Source organism: Virgibacillus sp. DJP39 (assembly GCF_049310925.1).
Classification (GTDB): domain Bacteria; phylum Bacillota; class Bacilli; order Bacillales; family Amphibacillaceae; genus Virgibacillus_F.
Genome location: NZ_JBMERP010000043.1, coordinates 1 through 16,634, shown reverse-complemented (window position 1 = coordinate 16,634; position 16,634 = coordinate 1). Strand labels below are relative to the sequence as shown.

The following is a 16,634-nucleotide window of genomic DNA, read 5'->3' as shown; positions in this document are numbered from 1 at the left end:
GTATATTACAGGAGATTTGAGAGGAGGCTTACAGTTTGGAAACCATTCAATTAACGGTAAATGGAAGAGATAAATACGTTACATGCCCACCAACCAAACCTTTGTTAGATGTACTACGTGATGATTTCGATTTAACGGGGAGTAAAGAGTGCTGTGGAAAAGGAGAGTGTGGGTCTTGTACAGTTTTACTTGATGGCATTTCAGTTTGTTCTTGCCTGGTTCTGATTGGTCAGGTGGATAATAAAAGTATTACTACTGTTGAAGGTATAGGAACGATAGCAAATATGGACATTGTTCAACAGGCTTTTTCAGATGAGGGCGCAACACAATGTGGCTACTGTACACCTGGATTCGTCGTAAATGCTAAATCTTTTTTAAACACGATTGATCAGGTTCCAACAGTAGATGAGGTGAAAATAGCACTTGGCGGGAACCTGTGCCGCTGCACTGGCTATACAAAGATTATTAAAGCTGTTCAAACGGCCGCAAAAAGGCAGCTAATTGAGTAACAACAAATTTTCAGCAATAGTGCTGGCTGCAGGACAATCCAGTCGGATGGGGGAATTGAAAGCTCTGCTTCTGTGGCAGGAAGTTCCATTGATTTGTTATCAGATTGAACAACTGCAAAAAGCCGGTGTTGATGAGATTATCGTCGTACTTGGTCATAAAGCACCCCAAATAAAAGAAGTCATCGAACCATACACGGTTAAAACAGTATTTAATCAACAGTATAAACAAGGAAAAAGTACATCAATTCGAAAAGGTGTTGCGAGCGTTGCAGTTGATCCGGAAGGGATATTTTTTTTAGCGATTGACCAACCTGTTACCTGTCAAACACTTAAGAAATTAATGGAACATTTCAAACGCAACAAGCCAGCGGTTGTAATCCCGGTTCATCAAGGCAAACGTGGGCATCCAATTTTGTTTCACGACAATTTAAAAAATGACTTATTAGTAGTAAATGAAGAAACAAAAGGGCTGCGGGATATAATCCAAAAACACCACAATCAACTTGCCTATCTAGCCGTTAATGATCCTGCAATTCTATTAAACTTCAACAAACCAAGCGACTATTCAAATTATAATTTGCGAGGGGGGATACAATGAGAGTTTCTGAAATTGATATGGTCTCACCAAAATCGGTTGAGGATTGTCTGCAGCTTCTTAGCGTGAACGATAGAACATTTCGTATACTCGCTGGGGGAACGGACGCTGTCGTAAGGGTGAAGGATAATGTATGGCATCCAGACACATGGATTAACATTAATCGACTTGACTCTTTGCGTTATATTCGAGAAGAAAATGACGGAATTCATATCGGACCATTAACTACACATACCGACATCGTCCACTCAGTGCTGCTTCAGAAAAAAGCTGATGTATTGGTAGCGGCCTGCAAAGAAGTTGGGGCTATTCAAATGCAAAACATGGGAACGCTTGGGGGAAATGTTGGTACTGCCTCCCCAGCGGGAGATACAATTCCTGCTTTATTCGTTCTTGATGCAAAAATTAAACTGCGATCACATAGCAGTGAAAGAGTCATACCAATCAATGAATTTTTTATTGGACCAGGTAAATCGTTGCAGCAACATAAGGAAATGATTACGGACATTTTGATCAGCCCACAAGCAGAAAATGAAATTGGGACATTTGAAAAATTAGGTCCACGTAAAGCTCAATCCATTTCGATTGTTAATGTCGCCATTTCATTAAAAATGGGCAGTAAATCACGTGAATGTCTCTCTGGCCGAATTGCATTTGGTTCTGTAGCACCGACAATAATACGCTCGCGGAAATGTGAAAGGATGTTGACTCTGGGTCCTTTAACTGATGTGGCGATTCAGGATGTTGCAGGAACTGCCTGGAAAGAGGTTATGCCAATTTCTGATGTTAGAGCTAGTGCTGATTATCGACGCAGTATGGCAAGCTCCTTATTAGAACGTGGGTTATACCGCTTGATGAAAAGGTGGGAAGACAAATGAATAAACAGAAGGTGAAAGTTCAAACAAGTGGAAGTGATCAGAAGCTTAAGTGGATTGGCAAATCGGTAAAAAGAATTGATGGACCTCAAAAGGTGACCGGAGAACAGAAATATAAAACAGACTTCCATTACGCAAACATGGTTTGGGGGAGAGTGCTACGATCAGCCTATCCATATGCTAAAATCAATTCTATAAATACGTCAAAAGCTGAGGCTCATCCTGAGGTTATTTGTGTTCTTACCTATAAAGATGTACCAGGGTTTAATGGATTTGGTATAGTCACACCTGATCAGCCGGTATTGTGTGAAGATATTGTAAGATGCACCGGTGACGCAATTGCACTTGTTGCTGCTGAAACGCAGGAAGCTTGTGAGGAAGCACTTGCTTTGATTGAAGTGGACTATGTCCCGCTTGAACCTGTTACGGATGCTGAGAAAGCAATGACTTATGGAGCTCCACAGCTTCATGCAGATGGGAATATCCACAGCTATGTAACGATTGAAAATGGCAATGTTGATAAAGGCTTTGAAGAATCAGACTACATTTTTGAAAATACCTTTTACTCACCACGCCAAATGCATGCTTTCATTGAAACAGAAGGTGGGTGGGGAATACTTGAACCAGATGGATCTTTGACAATTCAATGCCCGGCTCAATATGGACACAGGGACAAATTACAAATAGCTAGAGCCCTTGCATTAAATCCAGAACGTATTCATGTTTACTCAAGTCCAAATGGTGGTGGATTTGGTGGGAAGGATGAAATAACGGTACAAATTTATCTTGCACTTTTAGCACTGAACACAGGGGGTAGGCCTGTTAAAATTCACTTAAGCCGGGAAGAGTCTGTTATCGCAGGAATCAAACGCCATCCATTTAAAGTAACAGTAAAAACAGGCGCTAAAAAAGATGGTACACTTATCGCCAATCAGGTTCGTGCAGTAGCGGATACAGGAGCATATGCATCACTCGGGGGAGCGGTTATAGCCCTTGCTGTTGAACACGCGTCAGGACCTTACAAAATCCCTAATGTTGACATGGAAGGTTATTGTGTCTATACAAACAATGGAATTGCCGGTGCTTTTCGCGGCTTTGGTGTAAATCAAGTTTGTGTAGGAATCGAAACACATATCGATATGCTCGCAAATGTTACAGGTCTTGACCCAATTGAAATAAGGAAGAAAAATGCTTATCGTCAAGGAGAAATGTCGAGTTTGGGTCATGTCGTTCAAACGAGTGTTGGCACAATTGAAACGCTTGAAAAAGCAGAAGAATGTGATCTGTGGAAGAACCGTGAACGATACAAGTCTCAAGTTAGTGAACCATGGAAGAGACGCGGTGTTGCTTTAGCTACGTCATTTCACGGCGTGGGTATGGGGCTTGGAACACCTGATTACGGTGCGGCTTCCATTGAATTACTTGAGGATGGGCAGTTTAAAGTTGGCATGGCCATTGAAGAAATAGGAACTGGTAACGGTACTGTTTATGCACAAGTAGCAGCAGAATGTTTACGGTGTGATGTAGACAATATCGTTGTTGTGCAGGGAGATACTAAGGAGACGCTTGACAGCGGTACGATTTCAGCTTCCAGATCGACGTATACTGGTGGGCGTGCGATAGCAACTGCAGCTCCGAACATGGTCAATTTACTAACTGAGGCAGCGGCTGAAATCTTAGCTGTACCACAAAACGAGGTTGAACTTGGCTACAATCACTTATATTTTGCAGGAGATGAAAGCAACAGTGTCAGCTACAAACAAATTTATGAACTACTTTATGACAAGCGCCAGACGACACGTGTAGAAGGACATTTTTACTTGCCAAAAGAAAAGAAAGGACTTAAAAATTCTGGGGGTGCCCCACACCACTTTTATGGGTATATGACGCATGTTGTAATGGTTGAAGTAGACACATTAACAGGGGAAACTGAGGTGCTTCATGTAGTCGCAATTCCGGATGTCGGGAAAGTTTTGAATCCTCAAGGGCTTGAGGGCCAAAGTGAGGGCGGCGCTGTAATGGGTATAGGTTATACGTTATACGAAGATGTGTGCATTGAGGACGGGTATCACAAAACGAAAAACTTCACCGATTATATTATCCCAACTATTAGAGAGACGCCGACTATCGAAACGATTCCAGTTGAATCCAATGAAGAATCAGGACCATTTGGAGCCAAAGGTATTGCTGAGGTAGTAATGATTCCAATCATTCCAGCAATTATGGCCGCAATCCATGATGCAATTGGAGTAAGAGTCTACCATCTACCAGCTACACCTGAGCGAATCTACCAGGCAATCCAGGCTACCAAAAAACAAACACAGACCTTGGGGTGATTTAGATTGATGAGTGATCAATTATTTAAGAAACTCACAGAAACAGTAACCAATCACGATGAAGCAGCACTGATAACAATCACAAACCACCCTGATACTTCTAATATTGGAACCAAAATGCTTTTGCAAAAAAATGGGACTCTGTATGATGAAAAAGATTTGCCGAAAGAGTTACATGCCATATTAAGTGAATACTGTTTACCATTACTAACACAAAACAAAACAAAAACAATTCAAATCCCATATAGTGGTTACACAATTGAATGTTATGTGGAAGTGTTTCCAGTTCCACTACACTTGATTGTGGCTGGAGCAGGTCATGTTTCGGAGTCTGTTGCTGAGTTGGGTAAAATGCTGGGATTTTACGTTACTGTTATTGACGATCGCAAAGAATTTGCCAACATTACGAGGTTTCCTAAAGCGGACAAAGTAGTTTGTTCATCCTATATGACATTTTTTAGAAATATCCATATCTCACCACAAACGTATATCTTACTGTTAACCCGGGGACACAAATATGATGTTGTCAGTTTACAAGAGTTGTTAAAACGAGAAGAGACCCTGAATGTTGATAAACGCAGTCCATATATTGGAATGATCGGCAGTAGACGAAGAATTGCAGGTGTATTTGAACAACTGAAGAGTGAATTCATAGACCATAATTTTAGTAATGTTTATTCACCTGTTGGCCTCGATATTGGTGCACAAACTCCCACTGAAATAGCAATCAGTATTATGGCCGAAATTCTAAAAATAAAAAACGCTGCAAGTGGAAATTCATTGAAAGAGGGAATCCCAAGTTACTCAAAATTAAAATTTCGGGAGAGAATTAAAAAATGACGACCACCATCGATTTTTATAAAAAAGTAATATCTGTTCGTCGTGAAGGAGTGAGTGCTGTACTTGCTACTGTTATAAGGACAAAAGGCTCTACACCGAGAAAAATCGGGGCGAAAATGATAATATACCCTAATGGCACAGTTTTTGGGACGATCGGTGGTGGGTGTGGTGAAGGTGCAGTAATTGAGAAGTCACAGTCTGTACTAAAGAGTGGTGTTCCTCTGCAGTACCAAGTGGATTTAACAGATGGCTTATTTTATGAAGATGGAGGCATTTGTGGAGGAATCATGGATGTGTTTATTGAACCTATTCATAATGCGGACAAGTGAATTGATGTATAAATCTGTATGTAAAAAAACAGGATTTGTAATTAAATAGAAGGATTGCGAATAAACTAGTTTTACCCTGATTGATCTATCTATCCATAGAGTTTGAGAATAAATGTAAGGAAAAGGGAGTAAAAGCGTTATTACGTACTTACTTCCAATAGGAATAAACCGGTATCGAATATTTTCTGTTTGACGGAAAAGAATTGAGCCGCAGTATTAACCCTGTATTCTAGGTGTTTGCTGTGGTTTTTTTATATTAAAAATCTTTCATTCTTTGATTGGGGGGGATAAACGCAAGCATATATTGTTTTTCTGTAATGGGAGTCTAGCCATTGCGTTATTTTAAAGGCTGTTTTCCAAAAGATTGTTGTATTTGACACAAAATCTATAGACTGCGACGGTCGATACTTTCGTATAACGGACGATTCCCGGGCCACGACGGGCGATATTCTCGTATAACGGACGATTCCCGGGCCACGACGGGCGATATTCTCGTATAACGGACGATTCCCGGGCCACGACGGGCGATATTCTCGTATAACGGACGATTCCCGGGCCGCGACGGACGATACTTTCGTATAACGGACGATTCTCAGGCCACGACGGGCGATATTCTCGTATAACGGACGATTCCCGGGCCACGACGGACGATACTTTCATATAACGGACGATTCCGTAGCAGTAGTTACGTCGCAACTGTGAGGGTCCAACAGCAACAAAACTTAAGAAATGAGCCTTTTCAAAAGTTTCACCCAAAAAGGAGGAATATTCATATGTCTAAACAAGCTGATGAAATAATCAAAAAGAAAAGTAACAAGCCTGATTATCACAGATTTGTAGATCGGTTTTTCAAATTAACAGAACGTGGTACAAATGTTAAAACGGAATTGATTGCTGGCTTAACATCCTTTCTGGCGATGAGCTATATAATTATTGTCAATCCAATGATACTGGCTGATGCTGGTATCCCACATGAAGCAGCCTTTGCAGCTACAATTTACGCGAGTGTATTTTGTACATTGTTGTTTGCACTATGGGTAAATTACCCTGTTGCTATTGCACCTGGGATGGGATTAAATGCCTTTTTCACTTATACGGTTGTTATTGGTGAGGGATTGTCATGGCAGACAGCTCTTGGTGCTGTATTCATTTCTGGTCTAGTTTTCTTTATTTTAACTGTAACTGGAATTCGGGCAAAGATCGTTGAAGGGGTTCCTGTCCCACTAAAATCCGCTATCGGTGTGGGAATCGGATTGTTTATTGCATTGATTGGCTTTCAAAATGCAGGGATTGTTGTTGCCAATGAATCGACAGTTGTTGGCTTAGGCGATGTAACAAAAGCAGGGCCACTAATCGCCATTATTGGTATTATAATTGCAGGATTTTTCATGGCAAAGAACATTAAAGGCGGTCTCTTGCTGACCATTGGTATTACAACTGTTCTTGCAATGTTTGCAGGTGTAGCAGCTGTTCCAGGAGGATTTAGCGATGTGATTTCTTTTAGTGTACCTAGTATGGCTGAAACATTTATGCAAATGGATATCTTAGGTGCAATTAGTTATGGCGTCATTGCTGTAATTTTCTCGTTTACGATTGTCGAGTTATTTGATAATCTGGCTACATTGATTGGTTTGACAAAAAAAGCAGGACTTACTGATGAAGATGGAAAAATTCAGGACCTAGATAAAGCGCTTCAAGCTGACTCTGTAGGGACAATGGCAAGTGCTGCATTCGGAAGTACCGCACTAAATGCTTATGTAGAGAATGCAACAGGTATTTCTGAAGGTGGAAGAACTGGTTTAACAGCCTTAACTGTGGCGTTTCTATTTTTATTGTCGTTATTTTTCGCGCCGTTAGTAGGCTTTATTCCAAGTGTTGCGACTGCTCCAATACTAGTTATTGTAGGAGCTCTTATGCTTACTGAAATTGCGAATATAAAGTTTGACGACTATACTAACGTTATTCCAGTCTTTTTAACAATCGTAATGATGCCCTTAACATACAGCATTGCTACTGGCTTGGCTTTTGGTTTCATTTCATACACAGCGTTGAAAATGATGACTGGTAAATTTAAAGAAATTCACTGGATTGTTTATTTTATTACCGTTGCTTTTATAATCCATTTTGTTGTGGGTGGTCATTAAAAATAAGCAGAGAGTGATGAGTGTCCTTTGATTTAAAGGAGTGTATAGTGATGGATAAAAAGTTACTTAAAAAAAGAATTGCAATTGCCGCGAAAAAAATACCGGCTGATATCGTAATTAAAAACGGAAAGATAGTGGATGTGTTTAATCAGGAAATAATTGAAGCAGACATAGCAATTGCAGATGGTGTTTTTGCTGGAATTGGGAGTTATCAGGGTGAATTTATCATTGACGCCAAAGGTAAATATGTTACACCTGGTTTTATTGACGGACATGTGCATATTGAATCTGCTATGGTCACACCAGCAGAATTTGCTAACGTTGTATTACCTCATGGCGTAACATCCGTTGTTGCTGATCCACACGAGATTGCTAATGTCAGTGGCATTGAAGGAATTAAATTTATGTTCGATGGTTCAGAAAATATTCCACTTAATGTATTTTTTGCAATTCCATCTTGTGTTCCGGCAACTCCATTTGAAAATAATGGGTCATCACTTTTGGCACTAGACTTACTACCTTTATATAAACATGAACGTGTAGTCAGTCTTGGTGAGGTTATGGACTTTCCAGCAGTGTTAAATGGTGATGAGGACATGATAGATAAATTGCTCGATGCAATGAGTCAAAATAAGGTCATTGACGGTCATGCAGCAGGTGTTGATCAAAATGGAATAAATGTGTATACGGCAGCAGGGATCCATAGTGATCATGAATGCACAACAGCAGAAGAAGCGAAAGACCGCCTGCAGCGGGGCATGTATGTCATGCTTCGGGAAGGATCAGCTTCTCGAGATCTAAAAACGCTCTTACATGCAGTAAATGAAACTAATGCCCGTCGTTGTTTGTTTGTAACAGATGATAAACATCTCGATGACCTGATTGAAGAGGGGAGCATTGACCATAATGTACGGGTGACCATAGAACAAGGTATGAAACCGATTACGGCGATACAGATGGCAACGATAAATGCAGCTGAATGTTTTGGATTAAAAAATAAAGGTGCGATTGCCCCTGGCTATGATGCGGACTTTCTGCTTTTAGATAACCTTGAGAGTGTTGACGTACTGGAAACCTTTGTAAAAGGCATTTCTATTGCTAAGAATGGAAAATGTGTATCAGAGTATAAAAATGCAGCACGTCCTACAGGGAGAATAATTAATAGTATTCAAATGAAGGATATAACATCAGATGAGCTTACTATTGAACTTAACCATGGCCAAAAAGCAAACATTATTTCAATTGTTCCTGGCAGTATAGTGACAAAACACGTAGTAATGGAAGTTGATGCGCTAAATGGAAAGTTTCAATCTTCAATTTCAGACGATCTGTTAAAGATGGTTGTAATAGAGAGACACAACCAGTTGGGAAATGTTGGGCTTGGGATTCTACAAGGATTAGGATTAAATTCCGGCGCAATAGCCACAACTATTGCACACGATTCTCACAATATTGTTGCGGCAGGAACGAATGATGAGGATCTTCTAGTTGCGGTAAATTGTATCAAAGAAATGAGCGGGGGTGTGGTTGTAGTTGATAATGGCAACGTTCTGGCATCATTGCCATTAGTAATTTCAGGTCTGATTTCAGATAAGGATTATAAAACTGTTAATACTGGATTGCACAAGTTAAATAATGCGCTTGGTTCACTTGGTTTTTCGGGAGACTTTAATCCTTTTATTACCTTATCTTTTATGGCATTGCCAGTAATACCAGAAATTAAGCTGACTGATCTAGGTTTGTTCGACGTAAAATCTTTTAAACATATCTCTATAAAATCAGAGGAAACCATTTCATCAAATCGTTAGTCTATCTGTTAGAAAATGATCCTGAACACAATAATTATTGTGTTCAGGACTTTTTGTTTTTTAGCAATAGGACCTAGCGATTTGCCGAGTTTTCTACTAAAAGTATGAAATTGATTTGAGTCTACTATATAATAAATATAGATGGAACGAAAATCCAGGAGGTGCTGTGGTTGTCGAACAATATTTTAGCCGGAATTATGGGTCTAAGTGTTGCTGATGCTTTAGGTGTTCCAGTTGAGTTCGTTGATAGAAAAACACTTAAAAATAACCCTGTGGTTGGAGTACGTGCCTATGGTACCTATAACCAGCCAGCTGGAACGTGGTCGGACGATTCAAGTATGACGCTTTGTCTTTTAGATAGCTTGGCAAATGGAATTGACTATACGGACATTATGAATAATTTCCAAAAATGGTTTGACAAAGGTTTGTATACACCACATGGAGAGGCTTTTGATATTGGGATCTCAACAAGGAAAGCTCTTAAGAGATTTGCAGCTGGAACAAATCCACTAGATTGTGGTGGCACGACAGAACTAGATAATGGGAACGGTTCGCTTATGAGAATTCTTCCGGCCGTTTTCTATCTGCAATCTAGCTATGGAGACAAAGAACTGGATGAGGCGGCATTTGACATCATTCACAATATTTCTGCGTTAACGCATGCTCACAAACGGAGTAAAATTGCATGCGGAATCTACCTATCTATTGCCTTAAACCTAGAGAACGGTAAGGAATTGAAACAAGCTGTCGATCAGGGTCTTTATGCAGCTGCTAATTACTATAAAACAGATGCAGAATTTACTGACGAGCTACAGTATTTTAACAGACTAACTAGAAAAGATTTTGATGAACTCCCAGAAAAACTAATAAAAAGTAGTGGGTATGTAGTCGATACACTTGAAGCTTCAATTTGGTGTCTGCTTACAACTACAAGCTATAAGGAATGTATCCTGAAGGCAGTGAATCTTGGAGAGGATACAGATACAGTTGCGGCTGTCGCGGGAGGACTTGCAGGTTTATGTTATGGCTATGAAAGTATTCCGGATGAATGGCTGGCAGCATTAGAAAAACGTGATTATATTGAGAGTATTTGTGACAAATTTAGCGTTTCTTTAAAAAAAACTGATATTGAAAAGCTCTGTAATTATATTCCCTATTTTGAAGTGGCTACCAAAGAAAGCGTATGTGAGTGGAGTGGCGGAGAAAAGCAGGAGGAAAACGTCTACACTATGCCTTATCCAGTATATGAAAAAACCTTAAAGGAATTTATTGGGGCAGTATACAGTACGAATCTTATGCATCATGACTATGTAAAGGCCACGGAAGAATTGGCCATCGAAAATTCACAGGAACTAATGAATATAATTGAAACTGCAAATTTTGATACTCTACGGGCTATTCTTACAAATTATGTAAGGCAAGAAAGGTTTTCAGATGGTCTCTGGGCTAATGCAACCGGGGAAAAAACATTTCTACAGATCTTAAAAAGATTCCAACAACTGAGTTCTGCATAAAGACAGTAATTGTGCGTCAAGGAGAAACAATTATCGAGGTGATACACATGTATAAAACAATTGGGATACTCGCACATGTTGATGCGGGGAAAACAACCTTCTCAGAGCAACTGCTCTACCATACAAAAAGTATTAGACATAAAGGACGAGTGGATCATAAAGACGCTTTTATGGATAGCCATGGCATAGAGAAAGAGAGAGGCATTACTGTATTTGCTGGTCAGGCAAAGATCATGTATAACAAATCTGCTTATTATTTACTTGATACTCCTGGACACGTCGACTTTTCTCCAGAAATGGAGCGTGCTATTCAAGTGATGGACTATGCCATCGTAATTGTGAGCGCAGTTGAGGGAGTGCAGGGACATACTGAAACAGTTTGGCAGTTGTTAAAGAAACATGGAGTGCCTACTTTTATCTTTATTAATAAGACAGATCGAATGGGTGCTGATGTGGACCGTGTTATAAAAGAAATACGCACCAACCTTACAAAAGATGTTTATGATTTTACAGCTTCTTTTAATTATGGAGAAATGGATGACGCTCTAACTGAATTTACAGCAGAAAGAAACCAAGTGCTTTTTGAACACTATATGGAATCAGGTTTTGACAAACAGTTATGGCTGGATTCGCTAATGAAAATGATTAAAAGCGGTGAAATTTTTCCATGTTGGAGTGGATCCGCACTGAATAGTAAAGGTGTCATTGAATTTTTCGACGCCCTTGATGTGCTGACAGAAACAGCACACAAAAGGTCGGAGGATTTTTCTGGTCGGGTTTACAAAATTAGTTATGACGAAAATAGTAACAGGATCACCCATATTAAGGCGTTGTGTGGGTCCTTAAAAATACGTGATGAGGTAACCTATGGTGGTTATGAGGAAGGCATAGCGGAGAAAGTGACACAGCTAAGGATCTACAATGGTCAAAAATTTGAAACAGTTGATGAAGTGGAAGCCGGAGAACTTTTTGCTGTACTCGGGCTGTCTAACGCCTCGATAGGGGATGGAGTTGGTGATTTAGACGAAAAAGCAAATTTTGGAATGGTACCTGCCTTAAAAGCAAAAGTAATCTATGATTCCTCAACTATACATTGCAGAGATGTTTTAAAAAGCTTTGAAATACTGGATGCAGAAGATCCATCTTTGCAAACTAGCTGGGATGAACACCTGCAGGAGGTACATATCCATGTAATGGGTATTATCCAACTGGAGGTTTTGGAACGAATCGCAAGCGAACGATTTGGTATACAGGTATCATTTGGTGATCCGAAAATAATATACAAAGAGACAATTGAAACGTCCGTGACAGGTTATGGTCATTTTGAACCGTTAAAACATTATGCCGAAGTACATTTACGGTTAGAGCCTGCTGAAAGAGGCAGTGATATTACTTTTGAGAACAACTGTCATGCTAATGATCTAACAGTCGGTAATCAAAACTTAATTCGTCACCACCTGTTTGAGCGTGAGCACCGCGGATTGTTAACGGGTTCAGCAGTTACGGATGTGAAAGTGACATTATTAACTGGAAGAGCCCATAACGAACATACTTCAGGTGGAGATTTTAGAGAAGCAACTTATCGAGCATTGCGTCAGGGGTTAGAAAAAGCCCGGTCTATAGTATTGGAGCCCTATTATCAGTTTAAAATAAAAGTTGAAACGGATGTAATGGGAAGAATATTGTCTGACATTCAAGCAGCGTCAGGTAAATTTAATCCCCCAGAAATAACCGAGGAAAAGGCCTTTATAACAGGGGAAGTACCTGTCGCAACATTTATGAATTACAGCACTGAATTTGCCTCAATTACACAAGGGAAAGGCACGCTTAACATGGTGTTCAGTGGCTATGCTCGTTGTCACAATAAGGAAGAGATAACTAAAAGTATAGCTTACAAAAAAGATGCTGACCCTGAATACACATCTTCTTCAGTCTTTTGTGCTAAAGGTAAAGGTTATAAAGTCACTTGGGATCAAGTTGAAAAAGAGATGCATTGTCTGTAAGGGTAGCATTACATGTCTGGTTCTGAAAAAACTAGGTGATTAGTAGAAAACTGGGTTTATCGCCAAGCCTTAGTTCTGCTTATACAGAAAGAAAGTATGTCGATAAAAAGAGAATGTCCCAATTGTGCGGGGACATTCTCCATATCGATGTCTTTAGTTCGTTCTGGATATAGATTGAACAGGTTGAGAAGCTTTTTCTTCATCTGAGCTAAAATACACAGTACGACTTGGGAATGCAACAGAAACACGCTCTTTTTCTAAAATTTGCATAATCGAAAAATTAATTTCTTCCTTTACTAACAAGAATTTTTTCCAATCAGTAGTTTTTGTGAAAAAGTACAGAAAGATATCCAAACTACTATCATTATAATGATCAAATGTAACGAAAATAGTATCCTGATGAATTTCCTGATGATTTTGCAATAGCTCTCTGATACCTTCAATGACAATTTCCAGTTTAATTTTAGGGGTGTCATAAGTTACGCCTAAATGAAAGCTGATCCTTCTTTTTCCCATCTTACTCCAGTTTGAAATGTTTTCGTTTGCCAAAGGTGCATTTGGTACTGTTACGAGTGCTTGTTCAAAAGTTCTGACCTTTGTACTTCGGAAGTTTATCTCTTCAACAACACCTTCTACATTTGATGTCATAATCCAGTCGCCAATTGTAAATGGCTTTTCTGTTATGATGATAATTCCACCTAATAAATCGCCGATTGCATCCTTGGCTGCCAAAGCAAAAGCAAGTCCTCCAAGGCCCAGTCCGGCAACAAATCCGTTCACATCATATTCAAATTCCTGCGCAACAATACTAAAGCTAATTGCGACAATAATAAATCGTATCCCTTTAGAAAAAAACGGAATTAATATCGGATCAAAGCGTGTGCTCGTCCGTTCATTTAATTTATGAAATAAAATAGACGAACCTGCCGACAGGTTATACAAGCCCCGGGAAATCACAATGATGACAGAAGCCCTTATAATATTCTCGAATGTAGAATCTGTTGGGTCAAAATATGGAAAATAAGCTGCTGCGACATAAATTCCTATAATTAAAAATATCCAACGAACAGGATATTCAAAAGATAGACAGACTTTTGAAAAGAATTCCGTTGGTGTTTTCTGGCTTAATGCCAGAATTAAACGGAAAACATATTTTGCGAATATCTTTCTAAATAACAGAAAAATTAATAGTATACTAACAGATATCCCTACACTCACATAATCCTCATAAGCTGCAGGTACCCATTCCTTCCAGTCCAGCATGTATTTTCAACCCCTCAACCTACTTTTATTCAAATAGATGTAAGTTATTACAAAAAAATCCATTAAAGCTAAGCCAACTCCATATCAAAATTCAAAAGTCTATGTTAAGCATGTTATAATTAATAACTAAAAGAGGGTTATCTAACCGAGCGAATAATTAATTATAGAAGGAGCTTATTATATGAAAGTATTGGTAGTAGGAGCAAATGGTCAAATTGGTAAACATCTTATAAGTATTTTGGGAAAAAGTGAGGACCATACAGTAAAGGCTATGGTTAGAAAAGAAGAACAAGCATCAGTTCTTAAAAAATCAGGGATAGAAAGTGTTGTCAAAAGCTTGGAGGCTAGTGTAGATGAGATAGCTGCGATAGCAAAAGACTGTGACGCAATTGTATTTACAGCTGGTTCCGGTGGACAAACAGATGCAGATCAAACACTTTTAATTGATTTGGATGGAGCTGCTAAAACAATTGAAGCTGCTGAAAAAGTTGGGGTCAAAAGGTTCATTATGGTAAGTGCTATTCAAGCTCACCGAAGAGAAAACTGGAACGAACAGTTAAAGTCATATTATGTCGCGAAGCATCATGCAGACAACATCCTTGTACATAGTCGGTTAACATACACAATCGTTCGTCCAGGAGGTCTATTAAATGAACCTGGTTCCGGTGAAGTTTTAATCGCCGAGGATATTGCTAAAGGGTTTATTCCACGTGAGGATGTTGCAAACACCATCGTTAATGCCCTAACTGAGGAAAATACGTATAACCGTTCATTTGATCTCGTTTCTGGTGAAACCCAGATAATAGAGGCTTTAATATCATTTTAAAACTGGACACCGCCCTGATGGAAGATTAAGATTTATACTCCGCCTGGTAGGAGTTTGCTCCAGCATGGACAGAGAGCAACGTATCTGCATATCCTACGAGGCGGTTCACAATCTCGTGAACTAGAGCATAAACAAGCGGGTGTAAGTGCGTTTCTTGCATTTCCTGGGATTCAAAAATTATGGTGGTATTAATAAACACATCCTTATTGCAGATTTTCCGAACGAGAAAGCCCACTCCTTTAGGTGTGGGATGATAGTGAGGTCAAATACGGAGTACCACTTATAAACCGAAGGTTTGTGGTGCTTCAAGTATTTGAATATTTCATCATTTATGGCATGTTAGTTGCGCTTTTTTTATTATACTAATAAAATTGTATATATGGATGAATATAGAAGAACCAAAACAACCGTTTCGTTATTAAACTATCATTTTGTTTTCTGTCCTCGTTATAGAAGGAAGGATTTTTCTTCGGGCAGATGTAGAAAAACGTTTCAAAGAACTGGTGCAAGAAGTGTGTGTAGAATTGGAAATACAAATTATTGCTATTGAATGCGACAAGGACCATACACATATGTTTCTAAATACGCTACCTATACGAAGTCCTTCGGACATCATGGCAAAAATCAAGGGATTCACTTCCAAGAAACTAAGAGAGGAATTACCTCACCTTCAGCATTTGCAAAGCCTTTGGGCACGTTCGTTTTTTGTATCCACTGCTGGCAATGTTTCAACCGAAACTATTAAAAGATACGTTGAAAATTAAAAGAAAAGGAACTAGTGAGGAGTAAAAACCTATGGTAAGAAATGCGAAACCGACTTATACAATCGAATTTTCTTTGCACATTCCTAGCTGGCAACAACATCGCTTGGAAAAAAAGTTTAAGATTGCTAGAGCTGTATATAATTCTTGCCTAGGTGAAGCTTTAAAACGACATAAAGCAGTAAAGTCGGATAAAGAATACCGTAGACTTCTTAAAGAATCTAAGTGTAAAGAACGTGATAGTCAACTTTCAGATATTCGATTAGATTATGGCTTTTCTGAATATGGAATACATAGCTTTGTGAAGTCTGTTCAAAAGAAGTTTAAAGAACACATTGGAAGTTTCGAAGCACAAAAGCTTGCAACCAGAGCTTTTCAGGCAGTCGAGAAACTTCATTTTGGTAAATCAAAAAAAGTTCACTTTAAAGATAAAACGGATGACATTTCGGTTGAGAATAAATCAAATAAAACTGGATTGAGGTTTGTAGAAGGCAATATTCTTTGGGGAGATAAACCAACGAAGAAAAATCCTAAACCTATAAACTGGCTCTCTATGCCAGTTTTACAGAAACCAAGCGACGAATACGCACATTTAGCTTTAATGGATAAAACGAAGTACGTTCGCATATTAAAACGTGAAGTACGTGGAAAAGTTCGCTACTTTACTCAACTTATCCAAGAAGGGTATCCACCAATGAAAAGAAATCGCAAGATGTCTAACGACGAAACAAAACGTGTAGGATTAGATATTGGTACATCTACGATTGCGATATGTAGTGAAGAGAAAGTCCAACTTCAAGAACTTGCACCAGCATGTAAAACTAACGAAAA

Annotated in this window: 12 protein-coding genes and 3 pseudogenes; 13 read left to right on the top strand and 2 right to left on the bottom strand. The window is 39.2% G+C overall.

All coding sequences use genetic code 11. The features are described 5' to 3' along the window. The first annotated feature begins 35 nt into the window (after positions 1-35). The 10 genes from ACOI1D_RS13670 (at position 36) to ACOI1D_RS13625 (ending at position 12,953) form a co-directional block, all read left to right on the top strand. Positions 36-509 carry a (2Fe-2S)-binding protein gene (locus tag ACOI1D_RS13670; RefSeq protein WP_422501846.1) on the top strand — a complete coding sequence of 158 codons (474 nt, stop codon included), beginning with the start codon at positions 36-38 and terminating at the stop codon, positions 507-509. Beyond that, entirely contained in the window at positions 502-1,107 is a 606-nt protein-coding gene (locus ACOI1D_RS13665) for a nucleotidyltransferase family protein (protein ID WP_422501845.1), read from the top strand. The genes ACOI1D_RS13670 and ACOI1D_RS13665 overlap by 8 nt, the downstream gene beginning before the upstream one ends. Further along, the gene (locus ACOI1D_RS13660; RefSeq protein ID WP_422501844.1) at positions 1,104-1,982 is read left to right on the top strand and encodes an FAD binding domain-containing protein; all 879 of its coding nucleotides are present in this window, start codon (positions 1,104-1,106) and stop codon (positions 1,980-1,982) included. The genes ACOI1D_RS13665 and ACOI1D_RS13660 overlap by 4 nt, the downstream gene beginning before the upstream one ends. Beyond that, a complete protein-coding gene (locus ACOI1D_RS13655) occupies positions 1,979-4,315 on the top strand; it encodes a xanthine dehydrogenase family protein molybdopterin-binding subunit (RefSeq protein WP_422501843.1) in 2,337 nt (778 codons plus the stop codon). Before ACOI1D_RS13660 ends, ACOI1D_RS13655 begins: the two co-directional genes overlap by 4 nt. Before the next feature lie 9 nt (positions 4,316-4,324). Further along, the gene (locus tag ACOI1D_RS13650) at positions 4,325-5,155 is read left to right on the top strand and encodes an XdhC family protein (RefSeq protein ID WP_422501842.1); all 831 of its coding nucleotides are present in this window, start codon (positions 4,325-4,327) and stop codon (positions 5,153-5,155) included. Beyond that, a complete protein-coding gene (locus tag ACOI1D_RS13645; RefSeq protein WP_422501841.1) occupies positions 5,152-5,484 on the top strand; it encodes an XdhC family protein in 333 nt (110 codons plus the stop codon). Before ACOI1D_RS13650 ends, ACOI1D_RS13645 begins: the two co-directional genes overlap by 4 nt. A 773-nt stretch (positions 5,485-6,257) precedes the next feature. Next, positions 6,258-7,628 carry an NCS2 family permease gene (locus tag ACOI1D_RS13640; RefSeq protein WP_422501840.1) on the top strand — a complete coding sequence of 457 codons (1,371 nt, stop codon included), beginning with the start codon at positions 6,258-6,260 and terminating at the stop codon, positions 7,626-7,628. Between the two features lie 50 nt (positions 7,629-7,678). Next, entirely contained in the window at positions 7,679-9,436 is a 1,758-nt protein-coding gene (gene ade, locus ACOI1D_RS13635) for an adenine deaminase (RefSeq protein WP_422501839.1), read from the top strand. Positions 9,437-9,606: 170 nt separating this feature from the next. Further along, positions 9,607-10,950 carry an ADP-ribosylglycohydrolase family protein gene (locus tag ACOI1D_RS13630; RefSeq protein ID WP_422501838.1) on the top strand — a complete coding sequence of 448 codons (1,344 nt, stop codon included), beginning with the start codon at positions 9,607-9,609 and terminating at the stop codon, positions 10,948-10,950. A 47-nt stretch (positions 10,951-10,997) separates the two neighbouring features. Further along, the gene (locus tag ACOI1D_RS13625) at positions 10,998-12,953 is read left to right on the top strand and encodes a GTP-binding protein (protein ID WP_422501837.1); all 1,956 of its coding nucleotides are present in this window, start codon (positions 10,998-11,000) and stop codon (positions 12,951-12,953) included. A 153-nt stretch (positions 12,954-13,106) separates the two neighbouring features. On the opposite strand, the gene ACOI1D_RS13620 is transcribed toward ACOI1D_RS13625, so the two are convergent. Further along, a complete protein-coding gene (locus tag ACOI1D_RS13620) occupies positions 13,107-14,216 on the bottom strand; it encodes a mechanosensitive ion channel family protein (RefSeq protein WP_422501836.1) in 1,110 nt (369 codons plus the stop codon). A gap of 181 nt (positions 14,217-14,397) precedes the next feature. Here ACOI1D_RS13620 and ACOI1D_RS13615 point away from each other — a divergent pair, with 181 nt between their 5' ends. Continuing rightward, on the top strand, positions 14,398-15,042 hold the full coding sequence (locus ACOI1D_RS13615; protein ID WP_422501835.1) for an SDR family oxidoreductase: 645 nt from the start codon (positions 14,398-14,400) through the stop codon (positions 15,040-15,042). A gap of 25 nt (positions 15,043-15,067) precedes the next feature. On the opposite strand, the pseudogene ACOI1D_RS13610 reads toward ACOI1D_RS13615, so the two are convergent. Next, a pseudogene (locus ACOI1D_RS13610) lies at positions 15,068-15,250 on the bottom strand (hypothetical protein); the annotation flags it as partial. A 171-nt stretch (positions 15,251-15,421) separates the two neighbouring features. On the opposite strand from ACOI1D_RS13610, the pseudogene tnpA reads away from it, so the two are divergent. Continuing rightward, positions 15,422-15,806: pseudogene (gene tnpA / locus ACOI1D_RS13605) on the top strand (IS200/IS605 family transposase). A 31-nt stretch (positions 15,807-15,837) separates the two neighbouring features. Beyond that, positions 15,838-16,634, top strand: a pseudogene (locus ACOI1D_RS13600) (RNA-guided endonuclease TnpB family protein); the annotation flags it as partial.

Excerpts from the sequence above, each read along its gene's own strand:
- ACOI1D_RS13640 (WP_422501840.1), top strand. The coding sequence starts at position 6,258 with ATGTCTAAACAAGCTGATGAAATAATCAAAAAGAAAAGTAACAAGCCT.
- ACOI1D_RS13655 (WP_422501843.1), top strand. The coding sequence starts at position 1,979 with ATGAATAAACAGAAGGTGAAAGTTCAAACAAGTGGAAGTGATCAGAAG.
- ACOI1D_RS13620 (WP_422501836.1), bottom strand. The coding sequence starts at position 14,216 with ATGCTGGACTGGAAGGAATGGGTACCTGCAGCTTATGAGGATTATGTG.
- ACOI1D_RS13615 (WP_422501835.1), top strand. The coding sequence starts at position 14,398 with ATGAAAGTATTGGTAGTAGGAGCAAATGGTCAAATTGGTAAACATCTT.
- ade (WP_422501839.1), top strand. The coding sequence starts at position 7,679 with ATGGATAAAAAGTTACTTAAAAAAAGAATTGCAATTGCCGCGAAAAAA.
- ACOI1D_RS13625 (WP_422501837.1), top strand. The coding sequence starts at position 10,998 with ATGTATAAAACAATTGGGATACTCGCACATGTTGATGCGGGGAAAACA.
- ACOI1D_RS13645 (WP_422501841.1), top strand. The coding sequence starts at position 5,152 with ATGACGACCACCATCGATTTTTATAAAAAAGTAATATCTGTTCGTCGT.
- ACOI1D_RS13660 (WP_422501844.1), top strand. The coding sequence starts at position 1,104 with ATGAGAGTTTCTGAAATTGATATGGTCTCACCAAAATCGGTTGAGGAT.
- ACOI1D_RS13650 (WP_422501842.1), top strand. The coding sequence starts at position 4,325 with ATGAGTGATCAATTATTTAAGAAACTCACAGAAACAGTAACCAATCAC.